The organism is Bacteroides sp. QWL-09, from assembly GCF_058683585.1.
This window is the reverse complement of record NZ_CM178748.1, coordinates 2,140,169-2,159,227: the sequence shown is the minus strand read 5'-3', so window position 1 is coordinate 2,159,227 and position 19,059 is coordinate 2,140,169. Positions and strand designations below refer to the sequence as shown.

The following is a 19,059-nucleotide window of genomic DNA, read 5'->3' as shown; positions in this document are numbered from 1 at the left end:
TTATTTAAATGATGGATTGAGTGTATCAATAGCTTTACGAGTGTATTGATAGATATAATTTGAAGTATAGTAATCATTGTTGATTTGCATGATGGCAAGACTATTTACTTTGCAGTTACTATGATTAGCTGTAATCCAATTGGCTGCGTAAGGCAGAACTCGCTTGCCGTTACTGAAGTAACCAGTCTCGGTATCTTTTTCATTGAGTGATGGAGTACTAATTTTTACTCCAAAGCGATCGGTAGGTACTCCATCTGATTGAGCAATAGATAGTTGGTAATCAAGTTGCGATTCATCTAAGGCATTGATAAGTGGAAGAATTATTGTGGTGTACTTTGACAAAAACGTTTTGTCAAGGATGTTTTGAGGCAATCCTTCAAAGACTAAAACTTTATCTGTATTGTGTTCGTACCAGCTATTTATCATTCCCATAAAGAGATTTTGGTTTTCTAACTCCTCTATACGTTCAGCCTCTGTACAGTTTGAAAGACCTTTTCCATAGTAGGTTATTGAAATACCATCGTAATCATATTGATCTGCTAGTTTCAAAATTTTGCTCACAGAGTCAATCATAAAAGTCATATAGTCGGGAATGTCTACTGTTGGAGCTTCTTCTTCTCCTTTTTTAGAGGCTTCCTTTTTGTTAGTGTCACTTATGATTTCATAGTTCTCCTTGATGCCTTCATAGTCGATGGTATAGATAAATTTGGTACCTTTCAACTCTTTAGTTTCGGTCATCTCTTTACGTTCAAAATCCGTTAGATTTTCGGGAAACATCAACACTACAATATCAAGGCTATCGGGTAGTTCGTTGATATGTTGCGCGCCACTAAAAGGTTTTTTTATACTATTGTCGAACCATCCCAAAACTAGTCGATGATCATTGTTTTTGTATCCTTTTAGATTCTCAAGATATTGAGCATATAGTTCGGCATTTTGATCAGCAATATTGGGTTCATTAATTGTAATGCTCTCCACTTCATTCCAATCAGAACAAGCCGTAAAGGTAAGCATAGAGAGAACTATTGCAATCATGCTTTTTAATAATATATTATTCAATGTTTTCATATTTGTATAGTCTGTTTAGGGGTTCACATTTTTATTTTTACATGCCCACCACACATCGGTACCCATATTGTCGGCACCCTTCAAATAGTTGGCTACGGCATATTGTATGTTTTCAGTGTTGTTTGTGTATTCTTCTGAGGGATAAGGCATGCGGCGCGCACCCTTTGTGTTGTCTACTATACCTCCACTTCTATTGCCATCAGTAGCAGAAGGTATGAGATGAGGGTAGCTTGTACGTCGATAGTCTGCCCATGCTTCATTACCTAAAGGCCAATTGGCAATCCATTTTTGTGTGATGATGCGTTCCTGCATTTCTTCGATAGTCGCAGATTCGTCCCATTTAATCGTGATGGTAGAGATCGCATCTGAATAAGTGTATTCAGTAGATGGATCCAAATAAGTAGTCGGTTGACTAATTTCATCAGCTAGATATTTGTTTACGCCAGCTGCTCCCCATTGTTCAAACGAGAGACGTATTCCTTGTTCATATAAATTTTTGGCTTCATCTCCCATATCGAAACCGAATACAGCTCTACCTTCTGCACGTAGGAAGGCCACTTCTGCAGCATTCATCCAAAGGACTGCATCATTTGCTGTCATTTTTACTTTAGAATATTTATTGAAATGTTCGGACATGCGAGCCATGTTGATGCTACGGCGTAAGCCGCAATACTCTACGCCTTCCCATCCAGATTCTTCGAAGTAACTAGCACGGCGGGGATCTTTATATCCGTTCATGTAACAGATAATGTCAGCTGCTGCATGTGTGTCACCACCAGTTTGTTCTTCGTTATACCGTACAGCAGTAAAAATGGGATTAGGCATGGTTCCGAAGTAATTCCAAGTGGCATTATCAGCGTTGGTGGTAATTAGTCCCATTTCGTGATTAACTGCTGCTTCTGCCATCTTTTTAGCTTTTGTTGGATTGGCATAAGCTATGCGCATCGCTAGGCGAAGTTTTAAAGAATTAGCAAATTTTGCCCATTGAGGAATATTACCATCATATACGAAATCGGCTGTAGCCACAAGTGCTGCAGTTCGATGTTCGGTAAGCGTGGCAATTGCTTCGTCAAGTTCTTCAAAAAAAATATCATATACTTCTTTCTGAGAATCGTAAGGAATCGTAATTTTACCGTCTTGTCCGATCTTTGAATAAGGAATAGCTCCATATGCATCGGTCACGCGACTCATGGCAGCTACTTTGATAACTGTAGCTATAGCGTAAGGAACGGGATTGTTAGTCTTCTCACTCACCATTTTTACAGTATTTAAATTGCTATAAAGAGTTGCTACTATGCGATCACTAATTAGGAATACGCGCGTCCAGTCATTCTTGGCGTCAAAATTAGATATCGTATTGCTCCAACCACTATTTGAGTCTGCAAAATATCCACCTAAGGGACCACCTAACAAGCAGTCGGTAAACTGTGCTGTATTTACGTCAGAAGAGATCACGGTACTAGCCAAATTACTCATGGCCGATCCTAAGGCATAGTCGTCTGCCGATAGATCGCCTGGTTGATAAGGGTTAGAATTGATTTCTATATAATTGTCTGTGCACGACCCCAAGCTTATGCCTAAAACTGCAGTTGCAATGGCAAGTTTATTGAATATATTCTGTTTCATATCTATTAGTTAGAATTTAAAAGTTAAAGGTTATATTAAAACCTACGTTACGCAGTGAAGGCATCATGAAGTAGTCTATACCTTGGTAAAAGTTATTGGTAGAGGCCACACTTTCAGGATCAAAGGGGGCTTTGTTGTAAATCATCAATAAGTTTCGACCTACGAGTGATAATTTGATGTTACATGCATTGCCTAACCATTTGCGAGGAATTGTATAACCTAATGATACTTCTTGTAAGCGTACATTAGTCGCAGAGTAAGTATAATATTGAGGCACTGAAGTACCGCTACCCACTGTCGTGTACCAAGATTGAGGGTTTATGTAATTATTACCGTTTACCAGTACGTATCCTTTGTCGCGTGCATTGGCTGTTACTTCAGATACACCATAATAATCTAGCATAGCTTGTGTACGTGAGAATACGACACCACCTAAACGAACTGCTATCATGAAACCAAGGTTGACATTTTTATAATTAAGATTATTACGCCAAGCTAAATTTGCTTTTGGAAGCGCACTACCCAATTTGATATATTTATCAGGATTCTGTATTGTTTCTGTTGAGGGTAGCCCATTTGCATCAATCATGATATTTCCTCTGTCATCGCGTTTCATATCGATAAGGGAGTATAAATCACCCATACTACCACCTTCGTGAAGCAAAAAGCGAGTTTCACCTAACCCTCCCATGTTAAGAGTGTTGATGGAAAAACGCTCTCCAGTGATTGGGTTAATAGCATTGTCTGCTAAAGTTAGAATTTTATTTTCGTTAGTTGAGAAAGTAAATCCTGATTCCCAAGCAAACTTGTTCCATTTATGGTTAAAGTTGAGTGAGAATTCTATACCATGATTACGTACTGCACCTGTTTGGATATACATAGCTGACCATCCACTAACGGGGAGGTTAGGGTTGAATGTTTGGTTTTTTGTCTTAGCATTATAGTAAGTAATGTCTAGTTCGAAATCTTTAAGGAAACGCATATTCAAACCAAGTTCCCATGAATCAGTGCGTTCTGGTTTTAAGTTATAAAGTGGGTATTGAGTCATAATACTCCATTGTCCCGAACTAGCATTCCATTCATAACGTGGGTTAGCCAAATAGCGAGAAAAAGGACTACCTACTGATGCCCATGAACCGCGAATTTTCATAAAAGAAAGTAAGTCTTTGTTTAAGTTGGGTATTAATTCTGACAAGACTATTGCCCCCCCTATCGAAGGGTAGAAGAATGATTTACTGTCGGAATTTGGACCTGCTAATTGAGATGGCCAATCGTTACGGCCTGTTAGTGTCAAGAAGTAAGTATTTTTATAACCTAACTCTACTGATGCAAAGATTGACTGCGTTTGTTCTCGCCATCCTTCTTGCAAACGCTGCGTTTTAGTAGCACTCAAGTTTTGGATAGCAAAATAATTAGTTAACCCCACTGGTTCACCCACAAATGAATCGCTACCGTCGGCAATAGGTCCACGTACTTTCATTTCATCGGTGCGGATATCCGAATATGAAGCACCGATATTAGCGGCAAGTGACCAATTTTCGCCAAAGTATTTATTAATATTTAGTAAAAAATCGGTATAAAGTTGTTTCTCTTGGGTTTTGCTTATACCAAAGAGGCCACGGCTGGATTTTTCAGTAAGTTGGCGATTGGTTGAGGCATAGAATTTCTCTGTATAATCATTGTTTGAATTATCTAAACGTATACGTCCAGTCACGTTAAGCCAATCTAATATCTCATAGTTAAGTCCTGCATTAAGCATATATCGATCTTTTTTATTTTCGCGTAGGTTACGGTTATTAATCCAATAAGGATTCTGCATAGCCATCGCTTCATCGCCAATAGGCCAATATTGAGTGTGAATTTTACGAGCAGCATCATAGCGTTCGTACATCTCAATTTCTTGCCAATCATTGCCACGTGGGAAAAGGTATGCCCCTACCAAAGGATTGTTATAAGTACCTTGGTTAGTCATATTGCGATCATTTTGAAGAATATAGCTTGCACCAACATCTAGTTTCATTTTGTCATCCAGAAATGAGGTGGTGTTGCGTACGGTGAAGTTGTAACGATTATATTTATTATTAGGAATCAAGCCTTTTGAATTGACAGCTGCAGCTGAAGCATAGGTTTGATTCTTTTCTGTACCAGTACTTATTGATACGGTTTCTGTAGCAATAATACCTGTTTGAAAATAATCGTTAGCTGGATTGTAATTCCAATTATTATAGGGAGTGAGACGGGATCCCCAACTCATGGCTCCTGTTTGGCTAATTATTCCATTTAATCCTGTCCCATAACGGTTTTGAAAACGAGGCATTATGAAGGGAGCTGAGAACTCTGTGTTGCTACTTACAGTCAACTTTACACGTCCTTCTTTTCCTTTCTTTGTGGTAATGATAATGGCACCATTAGCAGCTTCCGACCCATAAAGTGCAGCAGCTGCAGCGCCAGTCAATACGGACATAGATTCAATATCTTCAGGGTTGATATCTGCAATTGGTTCTGTAGAACCTTGAGAATCAAATTCCGTACCTCCTCCTTTATTGCTGCGACCAGAAAAAACAGGAACACCATCAATTACATAAAGTGCATTTGACGATTGCATGATTGATTTTGTTCCACGCATCACTACTTTAGATACACCACCCACTCCTGATGATGAAGCATTGATATTGACGCCAGCAACTTTACCACTCAGTGAATTGACAAAATTGACGTCTTTGTTAGACGTAACAGCATCTGTCTTTATTTGTTGTACGTTGTAACTCAAAGCTTTTTCTGAACGTTTGATACCGAGAGCGGTGACTACTACTTCAGAAATCATCTGAGAATCATCGTGCATTGTTACATTGATAGTTGTCTGATTTCTCAAGGCAATTTCTTGCGTTTTGAAACCAATGTAAGAGTAAACTAGGATAGGGCTTATGTTGTTCGTTACGATGGAATAATTTCCATCAACATTAGTAATAGCACCCGTTGAAGTTCCTTTTATTAAAATACTTACGCCAATTAGAGGATCTCCATTGGCATCAATTACCCGACCTATTACAGAGCGTTCTTTCCCTTTTTGTAATGTTTTGTCATCTTTCTCTTTGTTTTGCAGATATACAATATTGTCTTCTATCTTATAAGAAATCGGCTTGTTGTTAAGTAACATATTAAGTACTTGTTGAACTGAAGCGTTATTTACTTTGATGGCTTCTACAGCGAGACTGGACAGTTTGTCGTTATAAAAGAATTGATAGTCTGTTTGCTCTTGTATTTGCTTAATAACGGCTCTAAGGGTGGTGCGTGGTGTAGATAAAGTAATCTGTGCCATTGCCCATTGCAAAGGAGCTGTTAAAAATAAAAGAGCCAGTAATGTTCGGAATAGCTTAGACTTTCTAGACGAATGTTTGCTTTTCATACTTTTATTTTATGGTTATTATAATGTTAATTATGAAAGAAAGAGTGTCGACTTTCTCTGTCTTTCGATTATGTAACAATCCGATTGAAAGAAACACTTAGTAGGATGGTACATATTTTACATAAATCTTTTTTTTTGTTGTTCTTATTCTCATTTATCTTAAAGTATTTTATGTTTCTACCCAAGAAAGACAGCAAAGAACTTGCTGTCTTTCTTGGGTAGAAACATAAAATACACATCTTTTTAAGTCTAGATGAATAAATCTTCTTGATCGCTGATTTTAGGGCTTCTCTTTAGAAAACGAATAAGGAAGATCAGTCTTTTGTATACCTCGTTCCGTATTTGGAGAATGGCTCATATCGAATGTAATAATTCCGCCTTTTAATAAATCATCATGGCGTACAAAATTTTTGGTATAGGTATTCCCATTAAATTCCATACGATGGATGTAGCGGCATTCATTATCATTTTTAGGCGCATTAATCACTAAGGAATTTCCATTTTCGAAATGTAATGTAGCCTTTTTGAATAATGGTGCTCCTAAAATGTATTCGGTTGTCCCGGGACACACCGGATAGAATCCCATGGCAGAGAAGACGTACCATGCTGAAGTCTGACCGTTATCTTCATCTCCGCAATAGCCATCCGGTCCGGGAGTATACATCCGATTCATGACTTCACGTAAACGATATTGGGCTTTCCATGGTTCTCCGGCATAGTTATAGAGGTAAATCATATGCTGTATCGGTTGGTTACCATGAGCATAGTTCCCCATGTTCATGACGGTCATCTCGCGGATTTCATGAATCACCTGACCGTAGTAACTTTCATCGTAAATAGGCGGAACAGCGAAAACAGAATCTAGCATTTGTACAAACTCTTTCTTTCCACCCATCAAATCGATCAAGCCTTGCGGATCATGGAAGACCGACCACGTGTAATGCCAACTGTTGCCTTCGGTAAAGGCATCTCCCCATTTCAGTGGTGAGAAAGGAGATTGGAAACTGCCATCGGCATTGCGTCCACGCATCAGTTTCGATGAAGGGTCGAATAGATTTTTGTAGTTCATGGCCCGTTGAGCAAACAAGTTCAACTCTTTTTTCGGACGTTTAAGGGCTTTGGCCATTTGGTATATACACCAATCGTCGTAAGCATATTCTAAGGTACGAGCAGCATTCTCATTGATTTTTACATCATAAGGCACATAACCCAATTTGTTGTAATATTCGTGCCCTAGTCGCCCGGTAGAAGAGACTGTGGGGTGAACACTTTGAGTGCCGTGAAGTAATCCTTCGTAAAGTGTTTTGAGATCATCGACTTGGACTCCTTTCATATAAGCATCGACTAAGATGGATGCGGAATTATTACCAACCATGCATCCACGATGTCCGGGACTAGCCCATTCCGGGAAGAAACCGCTTTCTTTGTAGGTGTTGATCAATCCTTCTTGCATCTCTTTATTAGCCGACGGATACATCAAGTTGAGCAACGGGAATAAGCATCGAAAAGTATCCCAAAAGCCAGTGTCGGTATATAGATATCCCGGAAGAACCTTCCCATTGTATGGGCTATAGTGTACCGGTTGGCCGTTGGCATCTATCTCATAAAATTTACGAGGAAAGAGCAACGAACGATAAAGGCAAGAGTAGAATGTACGATACTGATCGATGGTTCCGCCGTCGACTTCTATCTTGCCTAAAACGTTGTTCCAAGCTTCTTTGCCTTTTGCTGCCAATTGCTCCATGGAATCTGTTCCAAGCTCTTTGAGATTAAGTTCTGCTTGCTCGAAGCTAATAAACGATGAGGCGATGCGAGCTTGTACTTGTTCTCCTTTGTGGGTGCGAAACCCGATGATGGCACCGGCATGATTGGTGGTTTGTTCATTATTATCGGTGGTGAGTTGTCCGTTGTTGACGGTTGCTTTATAAGTAAAAGGCTTGTCGAACTCAATGATGAAGTAGTTTTTGAAATTATCGGGAACTCCTCCGCTGTTGCGTGTTGAATAACCGATAATCCGATTGGATTCTGGAAGGATCTTAATGTATGATGCTTTATCGAAGGCATCGATCACAACGTACGAATGATCGTTCTCGGGAAACGTAAAACGGAAGAGAGCAGCCCGTTCGGTTGGAGCCATCTCGGTTAGGATGTCGTGATCGGCAAGATAGACCTTGTAGGAGTAAGGGGTGGCTTCTTCACTCTTATGTGAGAACCAACTTGCTCGCTTTTCTTCGTCAAACTCAGGCTTTCCAACAATTGGCATGATGGAAAACTGACCGTAGTCGTTGATCCATGGACTAGGTTGGTGGGTCTGTTTGAATCCACGGATTTTGTAGGCGGTGTAAACATATTGCCAACCATCGCCCATTTTCCCGGTTTGAGGGGTCCAGAAATTCATTCCCCAGGGGCGGGCTATAGCCGGATAAGTATTTCCGGTAGATAACTCGAAAGTCGATTGGGTTCCCATCAGTGGATTGACATACTGGGTCCAATCTTTGGCTTGGGTGAGTAAGGTGCAGCTGAGCACACAAACGATGAGCAGTACTCTTTTCATGTTAGTTGATTTTACGGTTTTACACCCCATTGTGTAGGGCGATTGGTCATCTTGATTTCTAATGTGCCTCCTTTGACAATATCGTTGTGCGTGAAGAAGGGTTTGTTTAGAAGGATCCCATTGAGGGTCACACTCTCAATATATTTATTGGTTTTTGAATTGTTCTTTGCTATCACTGTAAAGGTGTTGCCATTTGTGAGGTTGACTGATACTTTATCGAAGCGCGGGCGACCGATTGAATAGGTGGGCTGTCCCGGACAGACTTGATAGAATCCCATGGCATTAAGGATATACCAAGCCGACATCTGACCGCAATCTTCATTGCCTGCAAGTCCGTCTACTGCATTAGTGTATTGGCTGTTGAAGACACTGTCGACCAACTCTTGTGTACGCCACGGGCGGTTGACATAGTTGTAAAGGTGGATAATATGGTGACTTGGTTCATTGCCATGAGCATATTGACCGATTAATCCACTAATGTCGGCAGAAGTGACATGGCCTTCCAAAGAAGAATCGGCGGTGAACAAGGAGTCTAACTTATTAGCAAAAGCATCATTTCCCCCCATGAGGTGTGCTAATCCCGGAATATCATGCGGTACAAACCAGGTCCACTGCCAAGCTGTTCCTTCGCAATAATCGTCGTTACGGTGATTGGATGCGCGTGGGTTGAATGGTGTGCGCCATTCGCCTTTTGAATCGAGACCACGCATAAAGCGAGTCGATGGATCGAAATAAGATTCATAGGCTTTAGCAAAACGAGCATATTTTTCTTTGTTATCCAAATCACTCATGGCATCGGCAAAAATCGAGATGCACCAATCATTGTAGGCATATTCTAATGCTTTGGCTACGGATTCGTTTTCTCGGTCACAAGGGACGTATCCAATGGTATTTTTGTAATATTTTGCTTTGGGCATTAAGTGGGGGAGAACCAAAGCCGGACATTTAATTCCGGTAGTGTCGTATTCAGCAGTGCGCAGACAAGCTCTATAGGCCTCGCGTACATCGAAATTACGATAGCCTTTCATATAGGCGTCAACAATAACCGGAACGGCATGATAACCAATCATCGTACCGGTGTAGTTTGAGGCTAAATCCCACATGGGGAAGATTCCTCCTTCTTGGTGTTTTTTAATCAGCGAGTTGATAAATTGAGTATTTAGCTCAGGGTCAATGATGGTCATCAATGGGTGTAAAGCACGGAAGGTATCCCATAATGAGAAGGTCGTATATATGGGGTTGATGGTATCTCCTTGGTGAGGTTTCAAGTCCATGCCAAGATAGCGACCGTCGATGTCGGTAAACAGGTTGGGACTGATCCCGGTGTGATAAAGAGCCGTGTAAAAAATAGTTTTATCGTTGGTGTCGGAGGTCGAAATATCTATTTTTGATAAATATTCATTCCAAGCCTTTCGAGCATTGGCACGTACGTTATCAAATTCCCAATCGGGTATCTCTGTCTCCACATTACGTTTAGCTCCCTCGATATCAACGGCCGAGACTCCAACTTTGACGAATACTTGTTCGTCTTTATTGGTCTTAAACTGGATTAAGGCTTTGCACCGTGGTAGCCGTTTCCCATTGTCCTGTGTGAGGGTATCGTTGATTAACGTATAGGTAAACGGTTTAGAAAATTTGGCATAGAAATTTATGTATTGATCGAAAGCCCAGTAGACGGTCTTTTTTCGTCCACAGATTTCTGTGTCACTGATCACTTTAATCTCCATCTCTTGATTGGTCTGCCGTTGCAGGGAGTAATCTAAATCGATGATAAATCCGGCTTGATCACTCTTTGGGAAAGTATATCGATGAATGGCACCGCGGTTAGTGGCTGTCAGTTCGGCTTTGACGTGATAACGATCGAGTAATACCGAATAGTAACCGGGTTCTGCTATTTCGTTTTGGTGTGAGAAAGCGGAAGCAAAAGCGAGTTGCTGGCTATTCGCTCCAAGCGACTGATACTGTTGTCGACCAACGGTAGGCATAATTAAGACATCTCCATAATCACAACATCCTGTACCGCTTAAATGGGTATGTGAGAATCCATTGATGGTGCTGTCGGAATAGTGGTATCCGGAGCAGGCATCCCAACCGTCGATTCGAGTGTCAGGGCTTGGTTGAATCATACCGTGTGGCATTGTTGCTCCCGGGAAAGTGTGTCCATGTCCACCCGTGCCGATAAATGGATTAACATAGGAACTATAATCGTTTATACTTTTGTTTAGAGAACAGGAAGAGAACATGAGGCACCCTCCCAAGCATCCTAATACGATGGTCTTAAATGTCATGGCTATGTCTATCGTTGGTTTGAGTTATTCTTTATGGGTTTTGTGAAGAGATAAAAATATTATTTCCGGATTTTTTATAGATAATAGGTATCGAATTCTGTAAAGAATGAAGTACAGAATCGATGGTTTCTTTACGTTTTAAAACCCCAGAGTAAGTTTTGTCTGAGCGGATATCTGGTGATAAGATAATCTTAACGCCATAGAAGCGCTCTAATGCTTTAGTGATCGTGAAAATATCTGCTTTTTCAAATGGAATGAGGTTGTCATGCCATACAGCGTCAAACTTTGCATCGACTTGTTTCACAATCATTCGTCTGGTTGTTTTATTAATCTCTGCGCGTTGTCCCGGATTCAGAATGATCATCCCCTCATTATTATTTCCTTTGACTTCGATCTCGCCCTCGATCAATGTAGCCTCGGCCGTTTGGAGACGTTTCGATGTTTTGAGATTAAAGTGTGTGCCTAGTACTCGAATTCGCATGGCATCACTTTCGGCAATAAACGGTTTCTCTCTATTCTTACTCACCTCAAAGTAAGCTTCTCCATCAAGATAAACTTTTCTTTCGGTTTCTGAGAAGTCTTTGGGGTATTTTAGCGTTGAACCATTATTCAACCAAACCTTACTGCCATCCGGAAGAGTGATCTCTTTGATGATGCCATCTGTTGCGGCGGCTAAGAGCATTTCACTGCTGCTGTTTGAACCTCTGAGGAAATAGATGCCACCGGCAGTTATCGCCACAAGTGTGATGATCGCTGCATATTGCATCCACCGGCGTAGATAAAGGCGTTTTTGCGATTTACTTTTCTCAAGATCGATCGCTTTGAACAGTCGTCGCTCGGCCTTGTCGATTTCTTCAGCTTGGAGGTTTTCATTTAGTTGTCCTAAATGGTAAAGTTCTTCCATCCGGAAAAGTGTCTTTGCGTTCTCATCCGACGCTTTGATCCACGCGTTAATTTGAACGAGTTCCTCTTCAGAGCTCTGCCCGGTTAGAAAGTTTTTGAGTATATTATCGTTTAGGGATGTCATTTTTTTCCTTTTTATATATAAAATACAACTCAATGAATAAAATCACTTATTTCGTTAAACAAAAAATGAGATAGAATAGCCAAAGATGTCCTAAACGTTGGCGAAGAAATTTTAAGGCTTTGTACATGTGGGCTTCGACCGTGCGTAAGGAAACCTCCATGATATCGGCTATCTCTTTGTTCTTTAGGTGATGTAAATAGCTGAGTTTGAATACCTCTTTGCACTTCTCGGGCAATTCATTGATAGCTTGGTGTATTTCCTGACGTAATTCTTGATTTTCTATGCGTTGAAAGACTTCATTGTTGTCAGGTTGATAGAACTCTGCACGCTTTTGATTGATCTCTACCATCGCTGTATGGTAGTTCTCTGTTATGGTTCGGTGCTTGAGTACGTTTAGCGAACGGGTATAGACTGCACGGTATAGGAAAGCCTGAATTTGTTCTCCTATTTCCATGCTATCTTTACGTTTCCAAAGCTCAACGAAAACATCTTGTACAATATCTTCTGCTTCTTCGCTGCCAACCAAGCGAGTGGCATAGAAGAGCAGGTTGGGATAATATCTCCGAAAGAGCGTTTTATAAGTGATGTCGAAATCGTTGTTCATTCTTCTTTTATCAATTAACAGTCGCTTCATTATACCAGACAGGACCTGGGTGATTTCCCATTTCGAACTCAATAGTCGAACCGTTCATGATCTGTTCGTGGGTGATATAGCTTTGGTTGTAAGGTTTTCCATTCAGAGTAACCGATTGGATATAGATATTGGTTGGACTCACTTCTTTAGCAATGACGGTGAAGGTCTTACCATTGGAGAGATGAAGTTTCATCTTCGGGAATAAAGGAGTACCAATCTCGTATTGGCCACTGACCGGATTGACCGGATAGAATCCCATGGCACTAAAGACATACCAAGCCGACATTTGTCCACAGTCTTCGTTACCACATAATCCCGCAGGGGTATTGTGGTAAAGCTCGTGCAGCACCTTTGCCACATATTGTTGTGTTTTCCAAGGCTGTCCGACTTTATTGTAGAGATAGATCACATGATGACTTGGCTCATTGCCGTGTGCGTATTGTCCGATCATACCGGTACTGAAAATTGGTAATTCGTCTTTGTCCGCAGGATGATAGGTAAACATGCTGTCGAGTTTTTGAGTAAATCGTTCTTTCCCCCCAACAAGGGTGATCAGACGATCAATATGGTGCTGTACCGACCAGAAATATTGCCATCCGTTGCTCTCTGTGATATGTGGAGTATATTCATCTGCTTTGAAGTTCGGAATAAACTGGCCTTTGTCATCTCGTGGTTGCATAAAGCTGGTTGCCGGATTATAAAGATTCTTATAATTCTCCGAACGTTTGTAGAACTCTTCGGCAATCTTGTTCTCTCCAAGCTTATTGGCCATCTCTGCAATGCAGTAATCATCGAAAGCGTATTCTAAGGTTTTAGAAAGTGACCAGTTCTCGTTGTTATACTCATCTTTTACGTTGTATGGAATATACCCTAATTGCTTATAGAGTCCGATGCCGCGATAATGATCGAGGTTGGCTGTCGCTACACAAGCCTCTAATGCTTTTTTAGCGTCGAAGTCGCCTATTCCTTTGAGGTAAGCGTCGACAATAACCGGTACGGCATGATAACCGATCATCATGTCGGTTTCGCTTGCATAGAAGTTCCATACCGGCAGACGCCCATTTTGTTCATAAAATGCAATGAACGATTTAACCATATCATTGACCCGTTCTGGTTCTGTGTAAGTGAACAGTGGATGAGAAGCCCGATAGGTATCCCATAATGAGAAGGTACTGTAATTGGTCCATCCTTCTGCTTGATGTATTTTCTTATCCGGTCCGTAATAAGTTCCGTCTACGTCACTATAAATGGTTGGGGCGAGCATAGAGTGATAAAGAGCGGTGTAGAATACCTTTTTAGTATCGCTGTCGTTGCTCTCAATCTCTATCTTGCCTAATTGTTGGTTCCACTTTTGTTGGGTCTGACTGAGATATTTATCGAAATCATTTTCCGGAACTTCCGCTTTTATATTTTTTATGGCACCCTCCATACTGACTCCTGAGAGAGCTGTGGTCACCAAGATCTGTTCTCCGGCTTTTACGTTAAAGTCGAATCGCGCAATAGTCGAATTCCCGATGACCTTACCTTCTTTAGTTACAGCCGTAGTGTCTAGGGTCATCTTCTGGAATGGTTTTGAGAATCGGGTGCAGAAATAGAGGCGTTGATCGCGAGCCCATCCATCCGACATCCGGTAGCCTTTGATCGTTACAGAGTCAATCTGCTCAATATATGAGTCGTTTGTAAAATCCCAATTCATCGCTTTTCGTAGATTCAAGAATATGGCAGCTTGAGCTTCAGGGAATGTATAGCGTTGGATGCCACATCGGTCGGTAGCTGTGAGTTCCACTTTGATCTGATAATCTTTCAGTAGCACGCTGTAGTAGCCTGCTTCTGCTTTTTCGTCTTGATGAGAAAATTTAGAATGTATACCGAGGGGCTGCTCAGCTTCTTTATAGGGTAGGGTGACCGGCATGAAAGAGATGTCGTATAAGTCTCCTGCTCCGGTACCTGATAGGTGAGTATGGCTAAATCCGGCAATGGTACTATCGGGGTAGAAATATCCAGAGATACGGTCCCAACCGGGCAGACCGTTGTCCGGGCTAAGTTGCACCATGCCAAAAGGGGCTTGGGCACCGGGATAGGTGTTTCCGGTAAAATCGGTTCCGATAAAGGGGTTGACTTGAGTGACGTAGTTAGCGCTCGTCTGGTTTTGTAAAGAACTACACGATATTAAAAATCCAATTAAAAGAAAAGAGTAGGTTAGTGCTCTCATTAGGGTCTGATTAAAATATTGATATTAGGTTGTTTCGGTTACAAATGTAGTGAAAATAAAGTAAAAAGAGATTGGCTTCATCTTTTTAACAAGAAGCCAATCTCTTCATCAGTGATCTAAATGCCAGCTTATCAGAGATTAGCTAGCTCGATTACTTTTTCTATTGCTGCATTTAATTGATCAGCGTTTTTACCTCCGGCCGTTGCGAAATGAGGTTGACCACCTCCACCACCTTGAATCAATTTAGCGGCTTCTTTGACTAATAGTCCGGCTTTTAAACCGCCGGCAACAAGGTTGTCACTCAACATTACTGTGAGCATCGGTTTGTTGTGATCGACTGTTCCGGCTACGAAGAATAAGTTCTCTGTGATTTCACCTCTGAGTTGGAAGGCAATGTTTTTTACGACTTCCGCAGGGAGAGGGGCTGAGAATTTGATGACTTTAACACCGTTGATTTCTTGAATGTTTTTCAAAAGCTTCTCTTTCAATAAGGCTTCCTTTTCTTTCATGAACTCATCAACTTGTTTTTTCAGTCCGGCATGCTCTTCTAGATATTTCTCGATGGCAATCTTTAAATCCGGTGTGTTGTTGAATAAACTCTTTAGATCATTCAAGGTATCCTGAACGGTGTCTAACATCTCTTCAACACGTGCTCCACTGAAAGCCTCAATACGACGTACACCTGCTGCAACCGAACTCTCGGAAATGATCTTAACCATGCCGATATGGCCAGTGGCCGAGGCGTGCGTACCTCCACAGAATTCAATGGATGAACCAAATTGGATCACACGAACATGATCTCCGTATTTTTCACCAAATAGGGCAATTGCTCCAAGTTCTTTAGCTTCTTCCAAAGGAATGTTGCGGTATTCCGTTAAAGGAACATTGGCACGTATTTTGGCATTCACTAAGTGCTCTACCTTACGGATCTCTTCATCGGTCACTTTTTGGAAGTGTGAGAAGTCGAAGCGTAAAGAATCCGGTGTGACTAATGAACCTTTCTGTTCGACATGCTCACCTAAAACTTCACGAAGTGCTTCATCTAAAAGATGGGTCGCAGAGTGGTTGGCTGCACAGGCTGAACGTTTGTCGGTATCTACACAAGCCATCATCGGTGCATCTAGATGAGCCGGTAAAGTCTTCACTATATGGATCGGAAGATTGTTCTCTTTTTTAGTATCGATAATTTCGATGGTCTCGAATTCGTTAACCAAAACTCCGGTATCACCGACTTGACCACCACTTTCTGCATAGAATGGAGTGTAGTCTAACACCAACTGATAGAGGGTTTGATTCTTTTGTTTAATTTGACGGTAACGTAACACTGATGTTTCGTATTCCGTATAGTCATATCCAACAAATTCGGTTGTTCCTTCTTTAAGTACGATCCAGTCGCCTGTTTCAACAGCTGCTGCGTTACGGGCACGCTCTTTTTGTTGTTGCATCTGAGCGCTGAATTCGTCGATATTCACACTCATCTCATTCTCACGAAGGATCAACTCTGTGAGATCGAGTGGAAACCCAAAAGTGTCGTAAAGTGTAAAGGCCTCTTTACCGCTAATCTCAGTTTTTCCTGCTGTTTTAGTATCTGCCATTGTTTTTTCGAGCAGACGGATACCTGTTTCCAAGGTCCGTAAGAAAGATTCTTCTTCTTCTTTGATGACTTTGGTGATGAGTCCTTTTTGAGCAACGAGTTCCGGGTAGGCTTCTCCCATATTGTCAATCAAGACTGGGAGCAACTTATACATAAAGGCTTGCTTTTGGTCGAGGAAGGTGTATCCATAACGAACAGCACGGCGTAAGATACGACGAATAACGTATCCTGCTTTTGCATTCGATGGGAGCTGACCGTCGGTGATTGAGAATGCAATGGTACGAATATGGTCGGCAATCACGCGCATAGCAATATCGTTTTGCTTGTTCTGTCCGTAAGTGGTGCCCGCCAATTGAGCGATCGCTTTAATCATCGGTTGGAAAACATCCGTATCATAATTAGATGTTTTTCCTTGTAAGGCCATACATAGACGCTCGAAGCCCATTCCGGTATCGATCACTTTTGCAGGTAGCCCTTCTAAGCTTCCATCTGCTTTTCTGTTATATTGCATAAACACGAGGTTCCAAATCTCGACAACTTGTGGATGGTCGTGGTTGACTAAGTCACGTCCGGAGATTTTTTCGCGTTCTTCAGCAGGACGAAGGTCAATGTGGATTTCAGAACAAGGACCGCAAGGACCTGTATCTCCCATTTCCCAGAAATTATCGTGCTTGTTACCATTGATAATGTGGTCTTTAGGTAAGAATTGTTCCCAATAAGACGCTGCTTCATCGTCACGGCTTAATCCTTCTTCAGGACTACCTTCAAAGACTGTTGCATATAAAATGGATGGATCTAGCTTTAAGACTTCAACTAAATATTCCCAGGCCCAGTTAATGGCTTCTTTTTTAAAATAATCACCAAATGACCAGTTCCCTAGCATTTCAAACATCGTGTGGTGATAGGTGTCGTGTCCAACTTCTTCCAAGTCGTTGTGCTTACCGCTCACACGAAGACATTTCTGTGAATCCGCTACTCGATGAAATTTTGCAGGATGATTCCCTAAAATAATATCTTTGAATTGATTCATCCCCGCATTAGTAAACATGAGGGTTGGGTCATCTTTGATCACCATCGGAGCCGAGGGAACAATCTGGTGTCCTTTCGACTCGAAGAAATTCTTAAACGAATCTCTAATCTCTTTTGCAGTCAACATACTTTTTATATCTCTATCGATGAGGTTAATATTCTAAAAAAAACAGTGCAAAGATAGCTTGTTTTTATTATTTTTGCCGTATTAATCTCTGAAATATTTCCAAAAGATGCGCAAAGTATACTACATTTATAACCCACGAACACAAACTTACGATCGAATTTATCCGACTGTACGACAACGGGCATTGAGTATTTTGCGTCGTTTATTTATTGGTATGGGACTTGGAGCGGGGAGTTTTATTCTTCTGCTCTTGTTGTTCGGTTCACCCTTCGAAAAAGAGTTGCGTAAAGAAAACAGCCAGTTGCAGGCACAATATAATGTTCTTTCTCGTCGATTCGATGAGGCTATGGAGGTCTTGCAGGATATTCAGCAGCGTGATGATAATTTGTATCGAGTGATATTGCAAGCTGATCCAATTTCTCCGGCTATTCGCCAGGCAGGTTATGGCGGTACGAATCGTTATAAAGAACTGATGGACTTGTCGAATGCCAAGCTTGTCATTAATACCACGCAGAAATTGGACGTGCTGACTAAACAGCTGTATATTCAGTCAAAATCGTTCGATGATGTGGTCGATTTATGCAAAAACCATGATGAGATGTTGAAGTGTATCCCGGCGATTCAGCCGATCTCAAATAAAGATTTACGGCAGACGGCTTCTGGTTATGGAGTACGTGTCGACCCAATATATGGAACGACAAAGTTTCATGAAGGGATGGACTTTTCGGCTCATCCGGGCACTGAAGTATATGCTACTGGTGATGGGAAAGTGGTGAAAATGGGATGGGAGACCGGCTATGGAAACACGATTGAAATTAATCATGGATTCGGATACATCACTCGTTATGCCCATCTTAAGGCCTTCTCCACTAAATTGGGGAAGAAGGTGGTTCGTGGGGAAGTGATTGGACAAGTTGGAAATACAGGTAAAAGCACGGGGCCTCATTTGCATTATGAAGTACATGTGAAGGGAAAGATCGTGAATCCTGTCAATTATTATTTTATGGATTTGAGTGCTGAGGATTATGATAAGATGATTCGATTGGCAGAAAATCACGGTAAGGTGTTTGATTAATATAAGAAACCATTTATGGAAGAAAAAGAGGACAAGTTGAAGATCTATTACTCGATAAACGAGGTGGCAGCAAAATTTGATGTCAACCCTTCTTTGTTGCGTTTTTGGGAGAAGGAATTTCCACAGATATCTCCTCGAACGAATGGGAGAGGGGTCCGGCAATACCGGAAAGAAGACATGGAAACCATTGGTCTGATTTATCATCTGGTTAAAGAAAAGGGAATGACACTTCCCGGAGCTCGGCAACAATTAAAACTAAATAAAGAGACAACTTTGCGTAATTATGAAGTTGTGATGCGGCTAAAAGGGATAAAAGACGATCTGCTAGCCATGAAGAAGGAACTCGATGATCTTTAATTCGTTAATCTAAAATGAAATAGAGATGGTCGATTGGATGGTTATAGTAGTCCAATCGACCA

11 protein-coding genes are annotated in these 19,059 nt (G+C 41.3%); 2 read left to right on the top strand and 9 right to left on the bottom strand.

Annotated features, from left to right (window positions below; all coding sequences use genetic code 11):
• From AC4PG5_RS08420 to alaS, 9 genes are all read right to left on the bottom strand, one after another.
• On the bottom strand, nucleotides 1-1,035 hold the full coding sequence (locus AC4PG5_RS08420; RefSeq protein WP_492028494.1) for a glycoside hydrolase family 18: 1,035 nt from the start codon (nucleotides 1,033-1,035) through the stop codon (nucleotides 1-3).
• 48 nt (nucleotides 1,036-1,083) lie between these two features.
• Nucleotides 1,084-2,694, bottom strand: coding sequence for a SusD/RagB family nutrient-binding outer membrane lipoprotein (locus AC4PG5_RS08415; protein WP_492028493.1), 1,611 nt, complete (start codon nucleotides 2,692-2,694; stop codon nucleotides 1,084-1,086).
• A 16-nt stretch (nucleotides 2,695-2,710) separates the two neighbouring features.
• The gene (locus tag AC4PG5_RS08410; protein ID WP_492028492.1) at nucleotides 2,711-6,100 is read right to left on the bottom strand and encodes a TonB-dependent receptor; all 3,390 of its coding nucleotides are present in this window, start codon (nucleotides 6,098-6,100) and stop codon (nucleotides 2,711-2,713) included.
• 280 nt (nucleotides 6,101-6,380) lie between these two features.
• Nucleotides 6,381-8,654, bottom strand: coding sequence for a GH92 family glycosyl hydrolase (locus AC4PG5_RS08405; protein WP_492028491.1), 2,274 nt, complete (start codon nucleotides 8,652-8,654; stop codon nucleotides 6,381-6,383).
• Between the two features lie 11 nt (nucleotides 8,655-8,665).
• Nucleotides 8,666-10,948 carry a GH92 family glycosyl hydrolase gene (locus AC4PG5_RS08400; RefSeq protein WP_492030721.1) on the bottom strand — a complete coding sequence of 761 codons (2,283 nt, stop codon included), beginning with the start codon at nucleotides 10,946-10,948 and terminating at the stop codon, nucleotides 8,666-8,668.
• A 25-nt stretch (nucleotides 10,949-10,973) separates the two neighbouring features.
• Entirely contained in the window at nucleotides 10,974-11,969 is a 996-nt protein-coding gene (locus tag AC4PG5_RS08395; RefSeq protein ID WP_492028490.1) for a FecR family protein, read from the bottom strand.
• A 46-nt stretch (nucleotides 11,970-12,015) separates the two neighbouring features.
• Entirely contained in the window at nucleotides 12,016-12,573 is a 558-nt protein-coding gene (locus AC4PG5_RS08390; protein WP_492028489.1) for an RNA polymerase sigma-70 factor, read from the bottom strand.
• 10 nt (nucleotides 12,574-12,583) lie between these two features.
• Nucleotides 12,584-14,815, bottom strand: coding sequence for a GH92 family glycosyl hydrolase (locus AC4PG5_RS08385; RefSeq protein ID WP_492028488.1), 2,232 nt, complete (start codon nucleotides 14,813-14,815; stop codon nucleotides 12,584-12,586).
• Between the two features lie 131 nt (nucleotides 14,816-14,946).
• Nucleotides 14,947-17,565, bottom strand: a complete 2,619-nt coding sequence (gene alaS / locus AC4PG5_RS08380; RefSeq protein WP_492028487.1) for an alanine--tRNA ligase — start codon at nucleotides 17,563-17,565, stop codon at nucleotides 14,947-14,949.
• Nucleotides 17,566-17,671: 106 nt separating this feature from the next.
• On the opposite strand from alaS, the gene AC4PG5_RS08375 reads away from it, so the two are divergent.
• Together AC4PG5_RS08375 and AC4PG5_RS08370 are read left to right on the top strand one after the other, a co-directional pair.
• Nucleotides 17,672-18,640 (top strand): M23 family metallopeptidase, encoded by a 969-nt coding sequence (locus AC4PG5_RS08375; RefSeq protein WP_492028486.1) that lies wholly within the window; start codon nucleotides 17,672-17,674, stop codon nucleotides 18,638-18,640.
• A 15-nt stretch (nucleotides 18,641-18,655) separates the two neighbouring features.
• Nucleotides 18,656-18,997, top strand: coding sequence for a MerR family transcriptional regulator (locus AC4PG5_RS08370; protein ID WP_492028485.1), 342 nt, complete (start codon nucleotides 18,656-18,658; stop codon nucleotides 18,995-18,997).
• Nucleotides 18,998-19,059: the final 62 nt, after the last annotated feature.